At 57.9% G+C, this 18,917-nt stretch carries 20 protein-coding genes and 1 other RNA gene; 10 read left to right on the top strand and 11 right to left on the bottom strand.

Translation table 11 applies throughout. From position 1 onward, the window contains the following. The first annotated feature begins 108 nt into the window (after nucleotides 1-108). The 4 genes from LCH97_RS03010 (at nucleotide 109) to LCH97_RS02995 (ending at nucleotide 3,740) form a co-directional block, all read left to right on the top strand. The gene (locus LCH97_RS03010) at nucleotides 109-660 is read left to right on the top strand and encodes a TRAP transporter small permease subunit (RefSeq protein WP_026107992.1); all 552 of its coding nucleotides are present in this window, start codon (nucleotides 109-111) and stop codon (nucleotides 658-660) included. Next, nucleotides 657-2,150: a TRAP transporter large permease subunit gene (locus tag LCH97_RS03005; RefSeq protein WP_227303327.1), complete on the top strand. Its 1,494-nt coding sequence runs from the start codon at nucleotides 657-659 to the stop codon at nucleotides 2,148-2,150. Before LCH97_RS03010 ends, LCH97_RS03005 begins: the two co-directional genes overlap by 4 nt. Before the next feature lie 138 nt (nucleotides 2,151-2,288). After that, nucleotides 2,289-3,377, top strand: a complete 1,089-nt coding sequence (locus tag LCH97_RS03000) for a TRAP transporter substrate-binding protein (protein ID WP_227303325.1) — start codon at nucleotides 2,289-2,291, stop codon at nucleotides 3,375-3,377. A 90-nt stretch (nucleotides 3,378-3,467) separates the two neighbouring features. After that, nucleotides 3,468-3,740, top strand: a complete 273-nt coding sequence (locus tag LCH97_RS02995) for a hypothetical protein (RefSeq protein WP_147692928.1) — start codon at nucleotides 3,468-3,470, stop codon at nucleotides 3,738-3,740. On the opposite strand, the gene LCH97_RS02990 is transcribed toward LCH97_RS02995, so the two are convergent. The 3 genes from LCH97_RS02990 to argE all read right to left on the bottom strand — a co-directional run bounded on the left by LCH97_RS02990 (nucleotide 3,737) and on the right by argE (nucleotide 6,862). Further along, entirely contained in the window at nucleotides 3,737-4,099 is a 363-nt protein-coding gene (locus LCH97_RS02990) for a cupin domain-containing protein (protein WP_227303324.1), read from the bottom strand. The genes LCH97_RS02995 and LCH97_RS02990 overlap by 4 nt on opposite strands. 75 nt (nucleotides 4,100-4,174) lie before the next feature. Then, on the bottom strand, nucleotides 4,175-5,563 hold the full coding sequence (locus LCH97_RS02985) for a sodium-dependent transporter (protein WP_227303323.1): 1,389 nt from the start codon (nucleotides 5,561-5,563) through the stop codon (nucleotides 4,175-4,177). Nucleotides 5,564-5,689: 126 nt separating this feature from the next. Beyond that, the gene (gene argE / locus LCH97_RS02980; RefSeq protein WP_227303322.1) at nucleotides 5,690-6,862 is read right to left on the bottom strand and encodes an acetylornithine deacetylase; all 1,173 of its coding nucleotides are present in this window, start codon (nucleotides 6,860-6,862) and stop codon (nucleotides 5,690-5,692) included. Between the two features lie 148 nt (nucleotides 6,863-7,010). Here argE and ffs point away from each other — a divergent pair. After that, an RNA gene (ffs, locus tag LCH97_RS02975) (signal recognition particle sRNA small type) lies at nucleotides 7,011-7,109 on the top strand. A gap of 233 nt (nucleotides 7,110-7,342) precedes the next feature. Further along, on the top strand, nucleotides 7,343-7,669 hold the full coding sequence (locus LCH97_RS02970) for a DNA-binding transcriptional regulator (RefSeq protein WP_017509137.1): 327 nt from the start codon (nucleotides 7,343-7,345) through the stop codon (nucleotides 7,667-7,669). A gap of 65 nt (nucleotides 7,670-7,734) precedes the next feature. Here the strand turns inward: LCH97_RS02970 and LCH97_RS02965 are convergent, their stop codons facing one another. Next, nucleotides 7,735-8,187, bottom strand: coding sequence for a universal stress protein (locus tag LCH97_RS02965; RefSeq protein ID WP_227303321.1), 453 nt, complete (start codon nucleotides 8,185-8,187; stop codon nucleotides 7,735-7,737). A 109-nt stretch (nucleotides 8,188-8,296) separates the two neighbouring features. Here LCH97_RS02965 and LCH97_RS02960 point away from each other — a divergent pair, with 109 nt between their 5' ends. The 4 genes from LCH97_RS02960 to LCH97_RS02945 all read left to right on the top strand — a co-directional run bounded on the left by LCH97_RS02960 (nucleotide 8,297) and on the right by LCH97_RS02945 (nucleotide 10,975). Continuing rightward, complete coding sequence (locus tag LCH97_RS02960) at nucleotides 8,297-8,728, top strand: thioesterase family protein (protein ID WP_227303320.1); 432 nt, start codon at nucleotides 8,297-8,299, stop codon at nucleotides 8,726-8,728. A 12-nt stretch (nucleotides 8,729-8,740) separates the two neighbouring features. After that, the gene (locus tag LCH97_RS02955; RefSeq protein ID WP_227303319.1) at nucleotides 8,741-9,157 is read left to right on the top strand and encodes a hypothetical protein; all 417 of its coding nucleotides are present in this window, start codon (nucleotides 8,741-8,743) and stop codon (nucleotides 9,155-9,157) included. A gap of 70 nt (nucleotides 9,158-9,227) precedes the next feature. Continuing rightward, nucleotides 9,228-10,079 (top strand): MoxR family ATPase, encoded by an 852-nt coding sequence (locus tag LCH97_RS02950; RefSeq protein ID WP_227303316.1) that lies wholly within the window; start codon nucleotides 9,228-9,230, stop codon nucleotides 10,077-10,079. Further along, a complete protein-coding gene (locus tag LCH97_RS02945) occupies nucleotides 10,079-10,975 on the top strand; it encodes a tyrosine recombinase XerC (RefSeq protein WP_227303314.1) in 897 nt (298 codons plus the stop codon). The genes LCH97_RS02950 and LCH97_RS02945 overlap by 1 nt, the downstream gene beginning before the upstream one ends. Before the next feature lie 86 nt (nucleotides 10,976-11,061). On the opposite strand, the gene LCH97_RS02940 is transcribed toward LCH97_RS02945, so the two are convergent. The 7 genes from LCH97_RS02940 to orn form a co-directional block, all read right to left on the bottom strand. Then, on the bottom strand, nucleotides 11,062-12,009 hold the full coding sequence (locus LCH97_RS02940; RefSeq protein ID WP_227303312.1) for an ABC transporter permease: 948 nt from the start codon (nucleotides 12,007-12,009) through the stop codon (nucleotides 11,062-11,064). A 10-nt stretch (nucleotides 12,010-12,019) separates the two neighbouring features. Further along, nucleotides 12,020-13,120: an ABC transporter permease gene (locus LCH97_RS02935; protein ID WP_227303311.1), complete on the bottom strand. Its 1,101-nt coding sequence runs from the start codon at nucleotides 13,118-13,120 to the stop codon at nucleotides 12,020-12,022. Then, entirely contained in the window at nucleotides 13,117-14,640 is a 1,524-nt protein-coding gene (locus LCH97_RS02930) for an ABC transporter ATP-binding protein (protein WP_227303310.1), read from the bottom strand. Before LCH97_RS02930 ends, LCH97_RS02935 begins: the two co-directional genes overlap by 4 nt. Before the next feature lie 333 nt (nucleotides 14,641-14,973). After that, entirely contained in the window at nucleotides 14,974-15,978 is a 1,005-nt protein-coding gene (locus LCH97_RS02925) for a BMP family protein (RefSeq protein WP_227303308.1), read from the bottom strand. A 225-nt stretch (nucleotides 15,979-16,203) separates the two neighbouring features. Beyond that, entirely contained in the window at nucleotides 16,204-16,704 is a 501-nt protein-coding gene (locus LCH97_RS02920) for a CinA family protein (RefSeq protein WP_227303307.1), read from the bottom strand. After that, on the bottom strand, nucleotides 16,691-18,343 hold the full coding sequence (gene pgi / locus LCH97_RS02915; RefSeq protein WP_227303305.1) for a glucose-6-phosphate isomerase: 1,653 nt from the start codon (nucleotides 18,341-18,343) through the stop codon (nucleotides 16,691-16,693). The genes LCH97_RS02920 and pgi overlap by 14 nt, the downstream gene beginning before the upstream one ends. 9 nt (nucleotides 18,344-18,352) lie before the next feature. After that, nucleotides 18,353-18,898, bottom strand: a complete 546-nt coding sequence (gene orn, locus LCH97_RS02910; protein ID WP_227303304.1) for an oligoribonuclease — start codon at nucleotides 18,896-18,898, stop codon at nucleotides 18,353-18,355. Between the last annotated feature and the right edge of the window lie 19 nt (nucleotides 18,899-18,917).

Below are 18,917 nucleotides of genomic sequence, written 5' to 3'. Positions count from 1 at the left end.
ACCGCCACGCCCTGTGCTTTGATAGCAGCAACCGAAAACGGTAGCAGCCTTGGAGAAGGCTGATAAAAAGCAGCCAAAGCTGCAAAAACACTACACAGGAGAAAACCAGTGCATTCACTGCTTGCCTTGTCGCGTCTGATAGACGCGGTCAACGCACGCATGGGCCAGGCCGCGTCGTGGCTTGTGCTTGTTGTCGTGCTCATCAGCGCCGGAAACGCTGTCGTTCGCAAAGCGTTCGACATCAGCTCCAACGGCTTCCTCGAAATCCAGTGGTATCTGTTCTCGGCAGTATTCCTGCTGGCTGCGGCCTACACCCTGCAAAAGAACGAACATATCCGCATCGACCTACTGGCCAGCAAGCTATCCAAGCGTGGCCAGGCCATCATCGATATTGTCGGGACCCTGCTGTTCCTGATGCCGGTCTGCATCATCCTGATCATGTACGGCTGGCCGCTGTTCGAAAAAGCCTGGGTAAGCGGCGAAATGTCGTCCGACGCCGGCGGCCTGATCCGCTGGCCTGTGTTCCTGCTGATTCCGGTGGGCTTCTCGCTGCTACTGGCGCAAGGCTTGTCCGAAGTCATCAAGCGCGTCGCTTTCCTGCAGGGTCTGATTGCCGACCCATCCGAGAAAAATACTGACGTACACAAGGAGCCGGTATGAGCCTCGACATGCTAGCCCCCATCATGTTCTGTTCGCTGATCGGTTTTTTGCTGATCGGCTATCCGGTAGCCTTTGCCCTGGGCGCCGTCGGCCTGCTATTCAGCTGGATCGGCATCCACTTTGAACTGCTGCGCCCCGAGCTGCTGCAAGCCCTGCCCAACCAGGTATACGACATCATGCGTAACGATACGCTGCTGGCGATACCGTTCTTTACCTTCATGGGCTTGATACTGGAACGTTCCGGCATGGCAGAAGACATGCTGGACACCATCGGCCAACTCTTTGGCTCGGTGCGTGGCGGTCTGGCCTACGCAGTAATCTTTGTCGGCGCCCTGCTGGCAGCCACTACCGGCGTGGTTGCCGCGTCGGTGATCTCCATGGGCCTGATCTCGCTGCCCATCATGCTGCGCTACGGCTACGACACGCGCATCGCTACCGGTGTGATTGCCGCATCCGGCACCCTGGCACAGATCATCCCGCCGTCGCTGGTGCTGATCGTGCTGGCCGACCAGCTGGGCACTTCGGTAGGTGATATGTACGCAGGCGCCATGGCCCCTGGCCTGCTGCTGTGCCTGTTCTACGCCCTGTTCATCTTCATGGTTACGCTGTTCAAACCGCAGTGGGCACCGGCTCTGCCGCCTGAAGCCCGTACCCTGCGCGGCTTTAATCTGGCCAAGCGTGTGGTACTGGTGATGATTCCGCCACTGCTGCTGATCTTCCTGGTACTGGGCACCATCTTCCTGGGTATTGCCACCCCCACCGAAGGCGGCGCCATGGGCGCAGTGGGTGCCATCATCCTGGCGCTGATGAACAAGCGCCTGGACATGAAGCTGCTGCAACAGGCGATGGATTCCACCGTCAAGCTGTCCACCTTTGTGGTGTTCATCCTGATCGGCGCCCGCGTATTCCGTATCGCCTTCCTGGGCGTGAACGGCGACCAGTGGGTAGAACACCTGCTGACCGGCTTGCCTGGCGGCGCTACCGGCTTCCTGATTGTCGTCAACATCATGGTGTTCTTCCTGGCGTTCTTCCTGGACTTCTTCGAGATCGCCTTCATCCTGGTACCACTGCTGGCACCGGTAGCGCAGAGCCTGGACATCAATCTGATCTGGTTTGGCGTGATTCTGGGGGTGAACATGCAGACCTCCTTCATGCACCCGCCGTTCGGCTTTGCCCTGTTCTACCTGCGCAGCGTGGCCCCCAAAGAAGTCAAGAGCACGCAGATTTACTGGGGTGCCGTGCCTTACGTGCTGATCCAGATGGTGATGGTGGGCTTGCTGATTGCCTTCCCGAAACTGGTCACCGGCTCGCTGCATGAAGAAGTGAAAACCAATGCCGAAGACGCCGCGGCCATCATGCAGCAGATGGATAACGCGCCATCGGCCGAGCTACCGGCAGACATCCCGGCAGCCGACGCATCCGGCAGTGAAGCCTCGGCACCGGAAAGCAGCCAGTCTGACGACCTGCTCAAAGAGCTGACAGGCAAATAAACCACACAAAATGGGGCGACAGATGTCATGTCGCCTCTATCGAAACAAGCTGCTGGACAGAGTATCCGGCAACAAATAGATTTTCAGGCAAACCACAAAGCCTGAGAGCACAGCAGTAAACAACACAAGGAGATCACTGTGGAAAGACGCTCGTTCCTGAAGAAAGCCGGCGCAGCCGGCCTGGCCACCGCTGCCGTTGCGGCACCTGCCATGGCGGCCGATGGCCCAACCGTACGCTGGCGCCTGGCATCCAGCTTCCCGAAAAGCCTGGACACCATTTATGGCGCAGCAGAACAGCTGGGCAAGCGCGTAGCCGAGCTGACCGGCGGCAAATTCCAGATCCGCAGCTTCCCTGGCGGCGAGATCGTACCGGGCACCCAGGTGCTGGATGCCGTGCAAAACGGCACCGTAGAGTGTGGCCACACCGCCAGCTACTACTATGTGGGCAAAAACAAGGCTTTTGCCTTTGATACCGCCCTGCCTTTCGGCCTGACTTCCCGCCAGCAAAATGCCTGGCTGTACTACGGCGGCGGCATGGCGCTGATGCGAGAGTTCTTTGCCAAGTACAATGTGGTGAACTTCCCGGGTGGCAATACCGGCACCCAGATGGGTGGCTGGTTCCGTAAAGAAGTGAAATCCCTGGCCGATCTCAAAGGCCTGAAAATGCGTATCCCGGGCTTTGGCGGCGAGATCATGGCCGCCCTGGGCGCCGTACCGCAAACCCTGGCCGGTGGTGACATCTACCCGGCGCTGGAAAAAGGCACCATCGACGCTACCGAGTGGGTAGGCCCGTACGATGATGAAAAGCTGGGCTTCTACAAAGTGGCCAAGCACTACTACTACCCGGGCTTCTGGGAGCCGGGTCCGAACCTGTCTTTCTATGTATCCAAGAAAGAATGGGACAAGCTGCCAGCCGACTACAAAGCCGCCTTTGAAGTTGCCGCTGCCGAAGCCAACATCAGCATGCAAGCTGAATACGACGCCAAGAACCCGGTGGCACTGGTGAGCCTGCTGCAAAAAGGTACCAAGCTGCACCAATTCCCTGCCGACATCATGAAAGCCGCACAGAAAACGGCCTTCGAGCTGTACGAGAAGGAAGCCACCACCAACCCGGATTTCAAGAAAATCTATACCGAGTGGAAGAAGTTCCGCACCTTGCAGCACGGCTGGTTCAACCTGGCCGAGAACAAGCTGGAAAACTTCATGTATGCCAACAAGGTGAAGTAAGCCTGGCAACAAAAAAAGCCGCGCACTGCGCGGCTTTTTTCATTTGTCCTATAATAGGCGGCACCCCCCCGGCAGATAAAGGAGCAACCCATGCGCAAACTTATCCTGGTTCTATGGCCATCCTTCCTGACTGCACTGCTGGCCACCACCTGCTTTTTTTCGGTATTCGACCCCTACGAACTGGCATTGCACGGCAAACAGCTATTCCGCGACGAGCTCAGTGCTTATTCGGTATTTTTCCTGCTAGCGTGGTTTTTTGGCGGGCTGAACGGCCTGATCCTGCTGCAGCTGAACAAACCGGCCAGAGACATCAACGGCTTTGACACCCCACCGGTCGACCCCGACGCCTACCAGCGCGACTAGGTTGCCGCGGCAGTGACGATCACGTAGTACTTGCGCACCGGCTGCAGCACGCGAAACTCGCCGCGAAAGCCAGCCGGAATCACAGCCGCCTCGCCGGGGCCGAATGTCTCGGCGTGGCCGGCTTCGTCTGTCAGGCACACGCAGCCGCTGATCACGGCAAAGAATTCGTGCTTGTTATCGGCAAAGGCAATCCGCCAGGCACCGGTCTCGCAAGCCCAGATACCGGCCGCACATACACCGTCAGCCGACTCATACACCGGCCAGGTATGCCGCAGCGGGTTACCCGCCACCAGACGCTGCGGGTTCGGTCTGTCTTGTTGCGGCACGCAATGCTGCTCGCTGACGCGCACTATCTTCATGCTATCTCCCGGAATAAACAAAAAGGTTGGCCGCACACTGCGGCCAACCTTTAACTAGCTGGCAACACACCAGCGTTACAGCAAACCCAAACCCTTGAGCATCACCAGCAAGATCAGCAGCGGGGTCACAAACTTCAACAGCACATACAGGCCGGCAACCACCTTGCCATTGGCCAGTCGGCCATCATTACTCAGTGCGGCAGTCATATTGCCCTTGCCCCATACCCAGGACACAAACAGGCAGATGAAGATACCGCCCAGTGGCATCAGGATATACGACGAGATGAAGTCAAACAGGTCGAAGAAGGTCATGCCGAACGGCTTGACATCGGCCAGCAGGCTATTGGACAGCGCGCAGGTGGCACCAATCAGCGCCAGCAACAGCAGGTTGATCAGCGTAGCTTTCTTGCGCGACACACCCAAGCGGCCCGCCATCACGGATACCGGCACTTCCAGAATGGACAGCATGGCGCCAGTCGCCGCCACGGCGGCCAGCACAAAGAACAGCACCATGAACAGGTGGCCCATCGGCATGCTGGCAAACACGGCCGGAATGGTGATGAACAGCAAGGACGGGCCGGCTTCCGGCTTGAAACCGAAGCTGAATACCGCCGGGAAAATGGCAATACCGGCCAGCATGGACACAAACAGGTCGGCACTCATTACGCGCAGGGTGGTGGCAGGAATATTCTGGTCATCACGGAAATAGCTGCCGTAGGTCATCATGGTACCCATGCCGATGGACAGCTTGAAAAAGGCCAGGCCCATGGCTACCAGCACCACTTCACCGGTGATTTTGCTCCAGTCCGGGGTAAACAGGAAAGACAGCCCAGCCATGGCGCCTGGCAACATCAGGCTACGCGCGCAAATCACCAGCAGCAGCAAAAACAGTACCGGCATCAGTTTTTTGGTGACCGCCTCGATACCTTTGGCCACGCCCATCAGCAAAATGCCGCCAATCATCAGCAGCACAGCCCACTGCCACAGCAGCGACTGCAGCGGGTCGCTGATCAGCGCGCCAAACGCCGCCGACGTAACAGCCGGGTCGCTGGACAGAATGTCACCACGCAGTGCCTTGAACACATAGGCAAATACCCACGCAGCCACTTCGGAATAGAACGACATGATCAGGAACGCAGCGATCACGCCAAAACCGCCAATCAGCCACCACGGCTGGCCTGCAGGGGCCAGCGTACGCAGCGTGGTCACTGCATCTGCCTTGGCCCGGCGGCCCAGCATGATTTCGGCAATCATCACCGGCAGGCCGACCAGCAAGGTCGCCAGCACATACACCACCAGGAAGCTGGCACCGCCATTGGCACCGGTAACGTAGGGAAACTTCCAGATATTGCCCAGCCCCACGGCTGAGCCCAGCGTTGCTGCCAACACGCCAAAGCTGGAGGTGAAGGCGTCCCGGCTATTGCCCGCAGTCTGTGGTGCTGCGGGTCTTGTATCGTTCTTCATATACTGTCCAACGTCAAAACCAATAACAAACCCGCCCTGCTTGTGACAGGGCGGGTACTCGGCCCCTTATCGGGAGCCGCGATTCTGAGGCTGGACGCGCCGGGCGTAAAGTAGTTTGCCGCCGCTTTACGCCTGTTTCAGGCGCAAGAACAGCTGGTCGAGCCAGGCATCGCAAGCAGCCAGCTGCGCCTGGCTGACAAACTCGTCCGGGCGGTGCGCCTGTTCGATCGAACCCGGCCCGCACACCACACAGGGGATGCCGGCCTCGTGAAAGCGCCCGGCCTCGGTGGTATACGCCACGGCATCATGGCTGCAACCCAGGCATAGCGCCTCCACATGGCGGGTAATTTCGCTACCTGGCGAGTATTCAAACGGCGGGCAATTGACCAATGCTTCAAACTGGATATCTGCCTCTGGTGCTACTTGCTGCATCTCTGCCAGCAGCACCTGCGCATAGTCTTTGACCGACGCCACAAAGCGCTCGTGCACATCGCCCGGCAACCAACGCACCTCAAACACAAACTCGCAGTCCTTGGGCACGATGTTGGCCGCATTACCACCCTTGATCAGCCCGGTTTGCAGCGTGGCAAACGGCACATCGTACAGCGGGTGGCGGCTGCCAAAGGACTGTTCAGCATCGGCCAGCTTGCGGATATGCGTTACCAGCCGTGCCGCGTACTCGATTGCATTTACGCCTTGCGGGGTAAGTGATGAATGCGCTGCGCGGCCGCGCACATGCACGCGATAATGTGCAATACCCTTGTGCGCAATCACCGGGCGCATCATGGTGGGCTCGCCGATAATGCAACCCGCCACCGGCACCTGGCGCGCCAGCAAGTCATCAATCAGCCGGCCTACCCCCAGACAACCGATCTCTTCGTCGTACGAAAGCGCAATGCCAAGGCTACGTGTCATTACCCCGTCAGCGGCCAGCTGCTGCCAGCGCGGCACTGCGGCCAACACGCACGCAATAAACCCTTTCATGTCCGCGCTACCGCGGCCGTAAACCAAGCCATCATGAACCGTCATGTCAAAGGGGGGATAGTGCCATTGCTGGCCATCTACCGGCACCACATCGGTATGCCCCGACAGCACCACCGCAGGCAGCGACGTATCGCCCAAATGGGCGAACAAATTCGCCTTGGTTTTTTCATCATTAAATGTGAGCGTACTAAGCACACCATACTGCTCAAGCCAGCCTGCCACCCACTCAATAAGCGCCAGATTTGAGCCACGGCTGGTAGTGTCGAACGATAACAATCGGGATAAAATGGCTTCGGTAGCAGGCAGGCAGTTCATGTCGGGTACCTCATAACAGGTGATGGGCTATCAGGAGCATACCCAATTGCCACAGGCATGCAAACCACTACAGCACCACCATTTCGGGCTAAATGCCGCAACAGGCTTGGCAGCCGGGCCCAAGCCATGTATTATTCGCTCTCTCTATGGCGGGCCCCCCCGCATTGTACGGTAGCCAACCTGGTCAGGTCCGGAAGGAAGCAGCCACAGTTACTTAGTGCAAGTGCCGGGGTTCAGGCTCGCCACCCCTCCCCCTCTGCTTTATGCGTTCCTCTGCTTCACAAATTTTGATTGAACTAAATTTGTTGATCAAAATCTATTGACAATCCCTAGAGCATTTTTCTTTTGATCGATTAAAAATACTGCTATCATATGCAGTACATAAAGGGACTCGGCAATGACCTTGTTCCATAGTTTCATCTTTAAAACGTCACCCGGATCACATCCGGATTCCTGAATTGAACAGAAGCGAGGAACGCTATGAAACTGTTTGACAAAATCGCCAATCCACGTGAAATCCGCCGCAAACTGGGTCTGAACCAGCAAGAATTCTGGAGCCGCATCGGCGTTACCCAGTCTGGCGGCAGCCGCTACGAAAGCGGCCGCAACATGCCAAAACCAGTACGCGAGCTGCTGCGTCTGGTTCATGTTGAGCAAATCGACCTGACAAAAGTACGTCGCGAAGATTTCGAAATCGTGGAATACCTGAAAGAGACTCACCCTGACCTGTACAAGAGCCTGCGCAAAGCCGTGCGTGCCCGCATGGATGCCCAGACCGAAGGCAGCGCAGATACTGCCGAAGCCTGATCTTCAGTACAATAAAAACCCCGTCCAGCCGGACGGGGTTTTTTTATGCCTGATAAGCTACCCGGTCAATCCTCACCCGGGTTGCGCACCAAGAGCACCGGCACATCAGCCTGCTTCAGCACACCTTCTGCCACACTCCCCATCAGCAAATGCAGCAAGCCACCCAGCCCGTGCGTACCCATCACCATCAGGTCGGCACCCCAGCTATTGGCATCCTCGACGATGACACTTGCAATGCGGTCGCCCCAGCTTTCCAGAATGCGGGATTCCACCGCCAACCCCTGCGCCACCACCTTGGCATGACACGCAGCCAATACCTGCTCCCCAGCCTGCTTGATGGCGCCTTGCAGCTCAGCCGCATCCAGAAACTCGGCCCCACCCCAGCCAAACTGCGCCAGATCCACCACGTGCACCAAGCGCACCACAGCACCCACCTCTTTGGCTAGCTTGCACGCTTCTGCCAACGCCAGTGCCGATGTAGCGCTGTCATCTACCGGAATATAAATACGCTGATACATATAGCCTCCTGTCTCACGTGTTTTTCAAGTCTAGCCCAAGCACCTGCGCAGGCATTGATAAAGATTAACAGCAAGCGCAGTATTACATTACCGAAATAAGGACAAGCGCATGGCTCGTATCCAACTAGATCTACCACAGAGTATTTTGTTCCGCACCGAACTGCAGCTTGCTATCGCCGACATCAACTACGGTGGCCACATGGGCAACGATGCGGCGTTGCGCCTGGCACACGAAGTACGCTTGCGCTGGCTCAAATCTCTCGATTACACCGAGCTAAATATCGAAGGCTTCGGTATTATCGTTAGTGACGCTGCGGTAATGTACATGGCAGAAGTGTTTCATGGCGATGTACTCCATTTCGAGCTGGGTCTGGCAGACCACAACAAGTACGGCTTCGACATCGTCTACAGCGCCCGCAGCACCCGAACGCAACAAGAGGCTCTGCGCATCAAAACAGGCGTGGTGTTTTTTGACTATCAACAACGAAAAGTCTCCCCGGCCCCCGCGGCATTTACCGCCAGGCTGGCAGCTACACAATAAAGGAAACGCGCCATGAAAAAGTACGCGCCAAACAGCCCGGAAGCCCTGGCACGCATTCTTGCCATGTTCATGATTACCGATGGCAATATGGACCCACGCGAGATCGAGACACTGGAAAACCTGCATGTCTATGAGCTACTGGGCCTGAGCCGCAAGGACTTCATCAAGGTACTGGTAGACTACTGCGATGACATTTCCGACGAGGCAGAAGAAGACGGCACCATCCACCTGCTGGCCTCCGAGCGCACCAATGTCATCCTGGATGGCGTCAGCGAACGCAGCAAACGCGTTATCTGCTGCGCCCTGGCGCTGGACATTTGCAAATCGGACAATACAATCAGTGATCCGGAAATGCTGCTGCTGCGCCACATGATGCACTACTGGCACATTACCCTGGACGACCTCCAGGCCGAGCTGGCCAAAAACTGAGCCAGCCATCAACAGCAGCCGCCGCCAGGCGGCTGTTTGCATTTCATAACAACAATACACAGGCTAAACCATGAAAACCCGCTTTAACGGCACCGACAACTACATCGCCACCGATGATCTGATGATGGCAGTGAATGCCGCCATTACCCTGCAGCGCCCGCTACTGGTAAAAGGCGAGCCCGGCACCGGCAAGACCATGCTGGCCGAAGAAATCGCCAGCGCCCTGGGCAAACAGCTGATCATCTGGCCGATCAAATCCACCACCAAGGCGCAGCACGGCCTGTACGAGTACGATGCCGTGTCGCGCCTGCGCGATTCGCAGCTGGGCGACGACAAAGTGCACGATATCCGCAACTACATCCGCCAGGGCAAGCTATGGCAAGCCTTTGCCAGCGAAGAGCAAGCGGTATTGCTGATCGATGAAATCGACAAGGCAGACATCGAATTCCCCAACGACCTGCTGCGCGAGCTGGACCAGATGGAGTTCTTTGTGCACGAAACACAAGAATTCATCAAAGCGCGCCACCGCCCCATCATCATCATTACCTCCAATAACGAAAAAGAGCTGCCGGACGCTTTCCTGCGCCGCTGCTTCTTTCACTACATCCGCTTTCCGGACCGCGACACCCTGCAGCAAATCATCCAGGTGCACTACCCCGACATCCGCCAGCAGCTGGTTCGCGAAGCACTGGAAGTATTCACCGGCATTCGTGACATGAACGGGCTGAAAAAGAAGCCTACTACCTCAGAGCTGCTGGACTGGCTGAAACTGCTGGACAGCGAAGGCATCAGCGAACAGCTGCTGCAACAGCACCGCGACAGCAACACACCACCTCCCATGGCTGGCGCACTGCTGAAAAACGAGCAAGACATGCACTTCTTCGAGCGCCTGATGCAGATGGCGAAAATGCGGCGCGGCTAATGGACGCACACTGGCAAGCCCTGATTGATGCCTACGACGACCAGCTAAGGTTGGCCGCACGCAGCGAACACACCCGCATCGCCTACCGGCGGGACCTCACCAAGCTCGCCCAACTGCTGGGCAGCACCCAGCCCGAGCATACCGATGGCCCGGCCATACAGCGCGCCCTGGGCCAGTTGCGACGCCACGGCCTATCCCCACGCACGCTGGCGCGCATGCTCTCGACCTGGCGCAGCCTGTTCGAGTGGATGATCCGGCGCGAATGGCTGGCGGCCAACCCTTGCGCCGGCGTGCGTGCCCCACGCGCCGGGCAGCGCCTGCCCAAGACCCTGAGCGTGGACAGTGCCATGCAGCTGCTGGACACCCCTGCCGAAGACGAGCGAGAAATACGCGACGCCGCAATCTTCGAGCTGATGTATTCGTCCGGGCTGCGCCTCTCCGAAACCGTATCGATCAACCTGGCCGACATCGATCTACGCGAAGCGCTACTGAAAGTACAAGGCAAAGGCAACCGCGAGCGCATATTACCCATCGGCAAGCAGGCCGTTGCCGCGCTACAGCGCTGGCTGCCCTTGCGACAAGCGGCGGATGGCGAAGAAGCGCTGTTTGTCTCCAGCAAAGGTGTACGCATCAGTAGCCGCCAGCTGGCCCGTCGGCTGGAACGCTGGGCGCTGCACAGCGGTAGCGAACAGCATGTGCACCCGCACATGCTGCGCCACTCGTTTGCCAGCCACATGCTGCAGTCCTCCGGCGACCTGCGCGCGGTGCAAGAGCTACTAGGCCACGCCAATCTGGCCACCACCCAGATCTACACCAGCCTGGACTTTCAGCATCTGGCCAAGGTGTACGACACCGCACACCCGCGCGCCAAGCTGGATGACAAAGACAAGCAGTAACGTCGTACAAATCCACCCGGGGGCGCCGCGCCCAAAGAAAAACCCCCTGCGAATAGCAGGGGGTTTTGTCTTGGCTTGCGGCCAACTTAGCGTGATTTCACGAAAGGCACGCCAATGGCTTTGGGTGCCACGGCACGGCCCATGAAGCCTGCCAGCAACACTACCGTCAGCACGTACGGCAGCGCCTGGATAAAGGCATCCGGAATACTGCCAATCAGCGGCAGCTCCACACCCTGCAGGCGAATCTGGATCGCATCGGTGAAGGCAAAAATCAGGCAACCCAATACCGCAGACCAAGGGCGCCACTTGCCAAAAATCAGCGCCGCCAGCGCCAGATAGCCTTTACCGGCCGTCATATCTTGGATGAACGCGCCAGTTTGCGCCAGCACCAGGTAAGCACCGGCCACACCGCACAGCGCGCCACCAATGGCCTGCGCCATATAGCGCACACCCTTCACGCTGATACCTGCTGCATCGGCAGCATGCGGGTTTTCACCCACGGCACGCAGACGCAAGCCAAAGCGGCTCTTGTATACCACCCAGCTCACCACAAAAATCAGCAGCAGTGCCAGGTACACCAGAATGTTGTGGCCAAAGAAGGTCTTCAACATCGGACTGTGGGCGATAGCATCGGAAAACGGCAGCTCGATAGCGGTAAAACGCGCGTCGTCCGACAAGGTCGGCGTGCGGCCGCCTTGCTGGAACCAGGCCAAGGCCAGTACAGGCGTCACACCGGACACCATCATATTGATGGCCACACCGGAAATCAGCTGGTTACCGTTATAGGTAATCGACACCACACCATGCAGCATGGCCACCGCCATCCCTGCGGCAATGCCAGCACCCAGCCCTACCCACGGGGATTGAGCAATATACGCCACGCAGGCGGCAGCAAATGCTGCGGCCAGCATCTTGCCTTCCAGTGCCAGATCCACCACGCCAGAGCGCTCGGAGAACAGACCGGCCAGTGCCGCCAGCACCAGCGGGGTACTCACACGCAGCGTGGCGTCCAGCACACTAAAAATCATGTCCATGCTGTACTCCTTACTGGTTCTTCAGGATGCGTTTGAACGCAGCCGACAACGGGGTCTGGAACAGGTTTTCCAGCGCACCGCAGAACAGGATGATCAAGCCTTGGGTGAAGATGATCATCTCTCGCGTAATGGCCGGCTTCTCGAACGACAGGTCCAGGCCACCTTGGGTTAGCGCACCAAACAGTAGCGCAGACAGCAAAATGCCTACCGGATGGTTACGGCCCATCAGCGCCACCGCAATACCGACAAAGCCGATACCGTTGGTGAAACCCATATTCATGCGATGGGTAGAACCCAGCAGCTCGTTGATAGCAGCCAGACCGGCCAGCGCACCAGACACGCACATCACGGCGATCACAACCTTGTCGACCGGAATACCGGCATAGCGGGCTGCTTTTTCATTCAGGCCCACCGTACGGGTCACAAAGCCTTTCGGGCTATGCCATACCACCAGATAGAACAACACCAGCGCCACCAGCGCCAGGAAAAAGCTGGCATTCAGCGGTGTATTGGGCAGTTCGAAACCCAGCGGGGCAAACAGCTCGTGCAGCATCGGCACCCAGGCGTTCTGGGCAAACTCGCGTGTTGCGGGGGTTTGCGAACCTGCCATGCGCAACTTGTCTACCAGCAACCAAGTCATCAGCGAGCTGGCAATAAAGTTGAACATAATGGTGGTTACCACAATGTGGCTACCACGCTTGGCTTGCAGATAACCCGGCACCAATGCCCAAGCCCCGCCAAACACGATGGCGGCCAACATGGCCAATGGAATCACCACGTAGGCCGGCAAGAAATCAAACTGCAGGCACACCAGGGTAACACCCAGGCCGGCCAGATACATCTGGCCTTCACCACCGATATTGAACAGGCCGGCGTGAAACGCTGCCGCTACCGCCAGGCCGGTAAAGATGAAACTGGTGGTGTAAAACAGCGTGTAACCGATACCTTCCGGATAACCAAACGCGCCGTTGATCATCAGCTTCAGGCACTCGATCGGGTCTTCACCGATCAGTGCAATCACCAGACCCGATACAAACAGCGCCGCAAGCAGGTTCAGCAGCGGCATCAGCCACAAGCTGGCCCAGCGCGGCATATTGGCTGGCTGACTCATTTATGTCCCCCCATCAACAAACCCAGCGAGGTGGCGGTCGCTTCTGCCGCCGGCAGCTCGCCGGAAATGGCACCACCGTTCATTACGATAATGCGGTCACTCAAGGCCATGATCTCGTCCAGCTCCACCGACACCAGCAACAACGCCTTGCCCTCGTCACGCAGCTGCATCAGGCGCTTGTGGATGAACTCGATCGCGCCGATGTCCACGCCGCGCGTAGGCTGGCCAATCAGCAGCAAGTCCGGATTGGCGTGAATTTCACGCGCCAGAATCACTTTCTGCTGGTTACCACCCGAGAACAGGCCGATACGGCGGTGCGTCAGCGCCGGGCGCACATCAAACTCGTCGATAAAACGACGGCAACGCTCGATGATCGCCTTGCGGTTAAACAGGAAACCACGGCGCACGCTCGGGTCGTCGTGATAACCCAGGATGGCGTTCTCGAAGGTCATGAAGTCCTTCACCATGCCCTCGCGCGAACGGTCTTCCGGAATGTGCGCAATACCTAGCTTGCGATACGCAGCGGCCTTCGGCTCGCGTGTTTTCAGCGTAACCAGCTCTTTACCCTTGAACTGCACCGAGCCAGACGTCGCGTCACGCATGCCGGACAGCACTTCCAGCAGCTCGGACTGGCCATTACCGGACACCCCGGCAATACCGACAATCTCGCCGGCATGCAGATCGAAGCTGATATCTTTCAGCAGCGCCACGCCCCGGCCGTCTACCAGATTCAGGCCGGCAACACTCAACACCTTCTCGCCCGGCACGGCAGCGACCTTATCAAGGTGCATGTTCACCTTGCGGCCAACCATCAAGTCGGCCAGGTCTTCCTTGGTAACGTCGGCAGTACGCACCTGCCCCACAATCTCGCCAGCACGCATCACCGTAACATCGTCGGTAATGTCCATCACCTCGCGCAGTTTGTGCGTAATCAGGATCACCGTTTTGCCCTGCTCGCGCAGCAGGCGCAGGATGCGGAACAGGTCGTCGGCCTCTTGCGGCGTCAGCACGGCGGTCGGCTCATCCAGGATCAGCACGTCAGCACCGCGATACAGCGTTTTCAGGATTTCCACACGTTGCTGCGTGCCCACGCCCAGCTCGCCCACAATCGCATCAGGGTCGACTTGCAGGCCGTAATCCTGGTTCAGCTTTTGCAAATGGGTACGCGCCGCAGCCAGGCTACCGTCCAGCGTCATGCCGCCCTCGGCACCCAGCACAATGTTTTCCAGCACGGTAAACGGGTCCACCAGCATGAAATGCTGATGCACCATGCCGATACCCAAGCCGATAGCCGCATGCGACGAACGAATGCGCTCGGCCTTGCCGTTAATCTTGATTGTTCCGGAATCCGCCTGATAGTAGCCGTAGATAATGCTCATCAGCGTGGATTTGCCGGCACCGTTCTCGCCAATAATGCCGTGAACCGTACCTTTGCGAACTCCGAAAGTAATGTTCTTATTGGCGTGCACTTCACCGAAGTGTTTGTTAACGCCAATGAGCTCGATGGCTAATTCGGCCATAGTGATCTCGCTCTCGGTTAAAATGCCATTCCCATAGCGTTACGGCAAAATACAGCCGTGACAAAGTGCGGCAAAGCAGACAGGCCCACCGCGCACAATAAATGGAAACTCGAATAATCAGACAACGGCCCGCTTTCGCAGACCGCTGTACCTCCCCCCTGCCAGACCAACGTCAACAGGCGGAAACGCTTTGCCAACCCTGCCAACCGGCCTGGGGCGATATCCGGCCGCGGCCAGCCTCACCATCCCGCCGCGACAGACACAATAAAGTGCGGCAAGCAGAATGAACTGCTTGCCGCACAAGTCGTCTGGATCAAACAGACGATTACAACATTATTTTACCGGGCAGCTATTGCCAGCGCGGTAGTCAACCACTTTTACCTTGCCAGAAATGATGTCTTTCTTGGCTTGGTTCACTTTGGTTTCGATGTCTTTGGAGATCAGTTTGCGGTTGTTCGCATCCAGCGCCCAATCCACACCACCCTCTTTCAGGCCCATGGTCACCACGCCTGCTTTCCAGGTGCCTTTCTGGCCGTCCAGCATCAGCTGGTAAACAGCATTGTCCACACGCTTGAGCATGGAAGTCAGCACAAAGCCCGGGAACAGGTGGTTCTGGTTGGAATCCACACCGATACCCAGCTTGTTCTTGTCTTTGGCAGCTTGCAGCACACCCATGCCGGTACCGCCTGCAGCGTGGAAGACCACGTCTACGCCACGGTCAAACTGGCTGCGAGCCAGCTCGCCACCACGTGCCGGGTCGTTAAACGCTTGCGGAGTGGTGCCGGTCATGTTGGATACCACTTCTACCTTGGCATCAGCTGCCTTGGCACCTTGGGTATAACCACAACCGAATGCGCGGATCAGCGGCACGTCCATACCACCGATGAAACCGACTTTCTTGGACTTGGAAGCCAGGGTAGCCGCCATACCAACCAGGTAGGAGCCTTCCTGTTCCTTGAAGATGACGGACTGCACGTTGTCGCCCTTGGCCACATCGTCAACAATCGCGAATTTCACTTTCGGGAATTCGGCAGCCACGGTCTGAACAGCCTGGGTAAAGGAGAAACCCACAGCAATTACCAGATCTACATTCTTGCGCGCCAGGTTACGCAGTACTTGTTCTTTCTGCGCTTCGTTGGCGATTTGTGCTTCACGGTAAGCTACACCAGTGGCCTTCTTGAAACGCTCTGCGCCAGTGTAGGCAGCTTCGTTAAAGCTTTTGTCAAACTTGCCGGCCTGGTCGTAAACCACGGCAGGGGTGAAAGCAAAACTGGAGGAAGCTGCAGCCATCAGGGTTGCAGCAGCAACGGCCAGGCTCTTTTTCTTGGTAATTTGCATGAGATGTCTCTCCCAACGTCGTGTCAGTTTAGTGGTTGGCTCATAGTAGCGATAATTTTCTCGCCACACACGGTCAACGTATTACAAAGCAAGTATGCCGTCGCATTCTTGACAACAGACCTGCTTGGATTATGCGAGCAGGGGCGTGATTATACGCACAGCCACGCAAGATCACATCTGTGATTTTGCATAATCATCGCCAAAATACCAATCGAAAAGCATGTTTCAGCGCGCTGCGGCTGGCTCCTGCCCGGAAAGACAGCTCAACAAAAAACGCAGCACCCACAATACCGCCTGTTCACGCACCGCATCACGGTCACCATCAAAGTGGCAACGCGCAACCTCGGTACCGGCCGCATGCGCCAGGCCAAAGCAAACCGTCCCCACCGGCTTCTCGGCCGTACCGCCCCCCGGCCCGGCAATGCCGGTAACCGACATGGCCCAGTCTGCCCCCGCCAGCTTGCGCGCGCCCTCCGCCATGGCGGCTGCCACCGGCAAACTGACTGCACCATGCGCCTGCAAGACAGTCTCTGGCACACCGAGCAAGCGCTGCTTGGCTTCGTTGCTGTACGTCACCACTGAAAGATCAAACCAGGCAGAGCTGCCGGGGATCGCAGTCAGTGCCGAGGCCACGCCACCACCGGTGCAGGATTCAGCCACCGTCACGCGTTGTCCGGCTGCGGCCAAGCTGCGGCCCAGCGCCGCAGCCAGCTCATGCTTTGTCATGACAAGTTTCCAGGTAGTGCCGCATCAAACCATTCGTAGACGCATCATGAGCCGCCACTTGGCCGGATGCCAGCTCGCCCAGCAAACGGCTAGCCAATTGCTTGCCATACTCCACGCCCCACTGATCAAACGAGTTCACCCCCCAGATCACCCCTTGCACGAACACCTTATGCTCGTACATGGCCAGCAACATGCCCAGGTTATAAGGTGTCACCTTATCCAGCGCGATGGTGTTGCTAGGCTGGTTACCCGGAAACAGCTTCTGCGGCAACAACACATCCAGCTCGTCACCCGCAAGATCGCCCAACTCCAGCAGCACTTCCGCCTCGGTTTTACCGCGCATCAGCGCCTCGGTTTGCGCTAAGCAGTTGGCCACCAGCACACGGTGCTGATCTCCCATCGGATAATGCGTATTCATGGCAATGATGAAGTCACAAGGCACCAGGCGCGTGCCCTGGTGCAAGAGCTGGAAGAATGCATGCTGGCTATTCACCCCCTCTTCACCCCAGATGACCGGGCCGGTGTCAAAATCCAGGCGTTCGCCATAGCGCCCCACCCGCTTGCCATTCGACTCCATATCCATCTGCTGGATATGCGCCGGTAAACGGCGCAGGCCGTGGTCGTACGGCATGATGGCGTGGGTATGCGCGCCATAGAATGTGTTGTACCAGATGCCGATCAGGCCTAGTAGCACCGGAATATTGCGCTCAAACGGCGTATGGAAAAAATGCTCGTCCATCCGCGCGCCTCCGGCCAGAAATTCGGCAAAGCGCTCGGGGCCGATCTGCAGCATCACAGGCAAGCCAATGGCAGACCAAACCGAGTAACGCCCGCCCACCCAGTCCCAGAAGCCAAACATATTGGCTGTATCGATACCAAAATCCCGCACTGCCTGGGCATTGGTCGATACCGCCACAAAATGGCGTGCGATATCCGCCTCGCCAGCATGCTGCAGAAACCAGCGCCTGGCCGACTGGGCGTTCAGCAGTGTTTCTGGCGTAGCAAACGATTTGGACGCGACGATAAACAGCGTGGTAGCCGGGTCGCACTGTTGCAGGACTTGCGCCAGATGCTGCCCGTCCACATTGGACACATAGTGAAATGTCAACGCCGGATCGGCATAAGGCTTGAGCGCCTCGGCCACCATCAGCGGCCCCAGATCCGAGCCACCAATACCGATATTTACCACCTGGCGCACACGTTGGCCGCGAAAACCCAGCCATTCGCCAGAGCGCACCCGCTGTGCGAAAGACGCCATTCGCGCCAGCACGTCATGCACGGCAGGCACGACATCCTCACCATCCAGCACTAGGCTGGCCTGCTTCGGCAAGCGCAAAGCGCTATGCAGCACGGCGCGCTTTTCGCTGATATTGATGCGCTCACCCACCCGCATCTTGCCCATCCAGCCCGGCAGGTCTGCCGCCTGCGCCAGCTCTTGCAACAATTCCAGCGTACGATCGGTGACGCGATTCTTGGAGTAGTCCAGCATCAGGCCATCAAGCCGAAGGGAGTAGCGATCAAAGCGCTGCGGATCCTGCGCAAACAGTTCCTTCATGTGCAAGTGCCGCGTGGCACGCTGGTGCTGATGCAAGCGCGCCCAGACAGGCTGCTCGTTAATGCAGATACGGTCGGTAGACATGAGCAGGCGTTACACTTTCAGGAAATGTTCGCGGTAGTAGCGCAGTTCTTCAATGGACTCCAGAATGTCAGCCAGCGCTTCGTGCTTGCCTTTCTTCACGACGCCCTTGGCAATCTCCGGCCGCCAGCGTTTGCACAGCTCCTTTAGCGTGGAAACATCCAGATTGCGGTAGTGGAAGTACGCTTCCAGCTGCGGCATCCAGCGCGCCATGAACCGGCGATCCTGGCAGATGGTATTGCCGCACATGGGAGACTTGCCGGCCGGCACGTACTGCTGCAAGAAGTCCAGCAGCAGCTGCTCGGCCTGCGCCTCGCTCACGGCGGACGCCTTCACGCGGGCCACCAGGCCAGACTTGCCGTGCGTATTCTTGTTCCAGTCGTCCATGGCATCCAGCACGCTGTCTGGCTGATGCACTGCGATAACTGGCGACTCGGCCACAACATTCAGCTGGCCGTCGGTGATAATCATGGCTACTTCGATAATGCGGTCGCCATCCGGGTTAAGGCCGGTCATTTCCATGTCCAGCCAGATGAGGTGCGTAGGATCTTGCGGCATAATGAGCTTCTTTCAAAAT

Source organism: Vogesella sp. XCS3 (genome assembly GCF_020616155.1).
Taxonomy (GTDB): Bacteria; Pseudomonadota; Gammaproteobacteria; order Burkholderiales; family Chromobacteriaceae; genus Vogesella.
This window is presented reverse-complemented; position numbering and strand designations above follow the sequence as displayed.

What these genes read in the sequence shown, in the direction of transcription:
- LCH97_RS03005 (WP_227303327.1), top strand. Translation starts at nt 657, where the DNA reads ATGAGCCTCGACATGCTAGCCCCCATCATGTTCTGTTCGCTGATCGGT.
- LCH97_RS02995 (WP_147692928.1), top strand. Translation starts at nt 3,468, where the DNA reads ATGCGCAAACTTATCCTGGTTCTATGGCCATCCTTCCTGACTGCACTG.
- LCH97_RS02990 (WP_227303324.1), bottom strand. Translation starts at nt 4,099, where the DNA reads ATGAAGATAGTGCGCGTCAGCGAGCAGCATTGCGTGCCGCAACAAGAC.
- LCH97_RS02985 (WP_227303323.1), bottom strand. Translation starts at nt 5,563, where the DNA reads ATGAAGAACGATACAAGACCCGCAGCACCACAGACTGCGGGCAATAGC.
- argE (WP_227303322.1), bottom strand. Translation starts at nt 6,862, where the DNA reads ATGAACTGCCTGCCTGCTACCGAAGCCATTTTATCCCGATTGTTATCG.
- LCH97_RS02970 (WP_017509137.1), top strand. Translation starts at nt 7,343, where the DNA reads ATGAAACTGTTTGACAAAATCGCCAATCCACGTGAAATCCGCCGCAAA.
- LCH97_RS02965 (WP_227303321.1), bottom strand. Translation starts at nt 8,187, where the DNA reads ATGTATCAGCGTATTTATATTCCGGTAGATGACAGCGCTACATCGGCA.
- LCH97_RS02960 (WP_227303320.1), top strand. Translation starts at nt 8,297, where the DNA reads ATGGCTCGTATCCAACTAGATCTACCACAGAGTATTTTGTTCCGCACC.
- LCH97_RS02955 (WP_227303319.1), top strand. Translation starts at nt 8,741, where the DNA reads ATGAAAAAGTACGCGCCAAACAGCCCGGAAGCCCTGGCACGCATTCTT.
- LCH97_RS02950 (WP_227303316.1), top strand. Translation starts at nt 9,228, where the DNA reads ATGAAAACCCGCTTTAACGGCACCGACAACTACATCGCCACCGATGAT.
- LCH97_RS02945 (WP_227303314.1), top strand. Translation starts at nt 10,079, where the DNA reads ATGGACGCACACTGGCAAGCCCTGATTGATGCCTACGACGACCAGCTA.
- LCH97_RS02940 (WP_227303312.1), bottom strand. Translation starts at nt 12,009, where the DNA reads ATGGACATGATTTTTAGTGTGCTGGACGCCACGCTGCGTGTGAGTACC.
- LCH97_RS02935 (WP_227303311.1), bottom strand. Translation starts at nt 13,120, where the DNA reads ATGAGTCAGCCAGCCAATATGCCGCGCTGGGCCAGCTTGTGGCTGATG.
- LCH97_RS02930 (WP_227303310.1), bottom strand. Translation starts at nt 14,640, where the DNA reads ATGGCCGAATTAGCCATCGAGCTCATTGGCGTTAACAAACACTTCGGT.
- LCH97_RS02925 (WP_227303308.1), bottom strand. Translation starts at nt 15,978, where the DNA reads ATGCAAATTACCAAGAAAAAGAGCCTGGCCGTTGCTGCTGCAACCCTG.
- LCH97_RS02920 (WP_227303307.1), bottom strand. Translation starts at nt 16,704, where the DNA reads ATGACAAAGCATGAGCTGGCTGCGGCGCTGGGCCGCAGCTTGGCCGCA.
- pgi (WP_227303305.1), bottom strand. Translation starts at nt 18,343, where the DNA reads ATGTCTACCGACCGTATCTGCATTAACGAGCAGCCTGTCTGGGCGCGC.
- orn (WP_227303304.1), bottom strand. Translation starts at nt 18,898, where the DNA reads ATGCCGCAAGATCCTACGCACCTCATCTGGCTGGACATGGAAATGACC.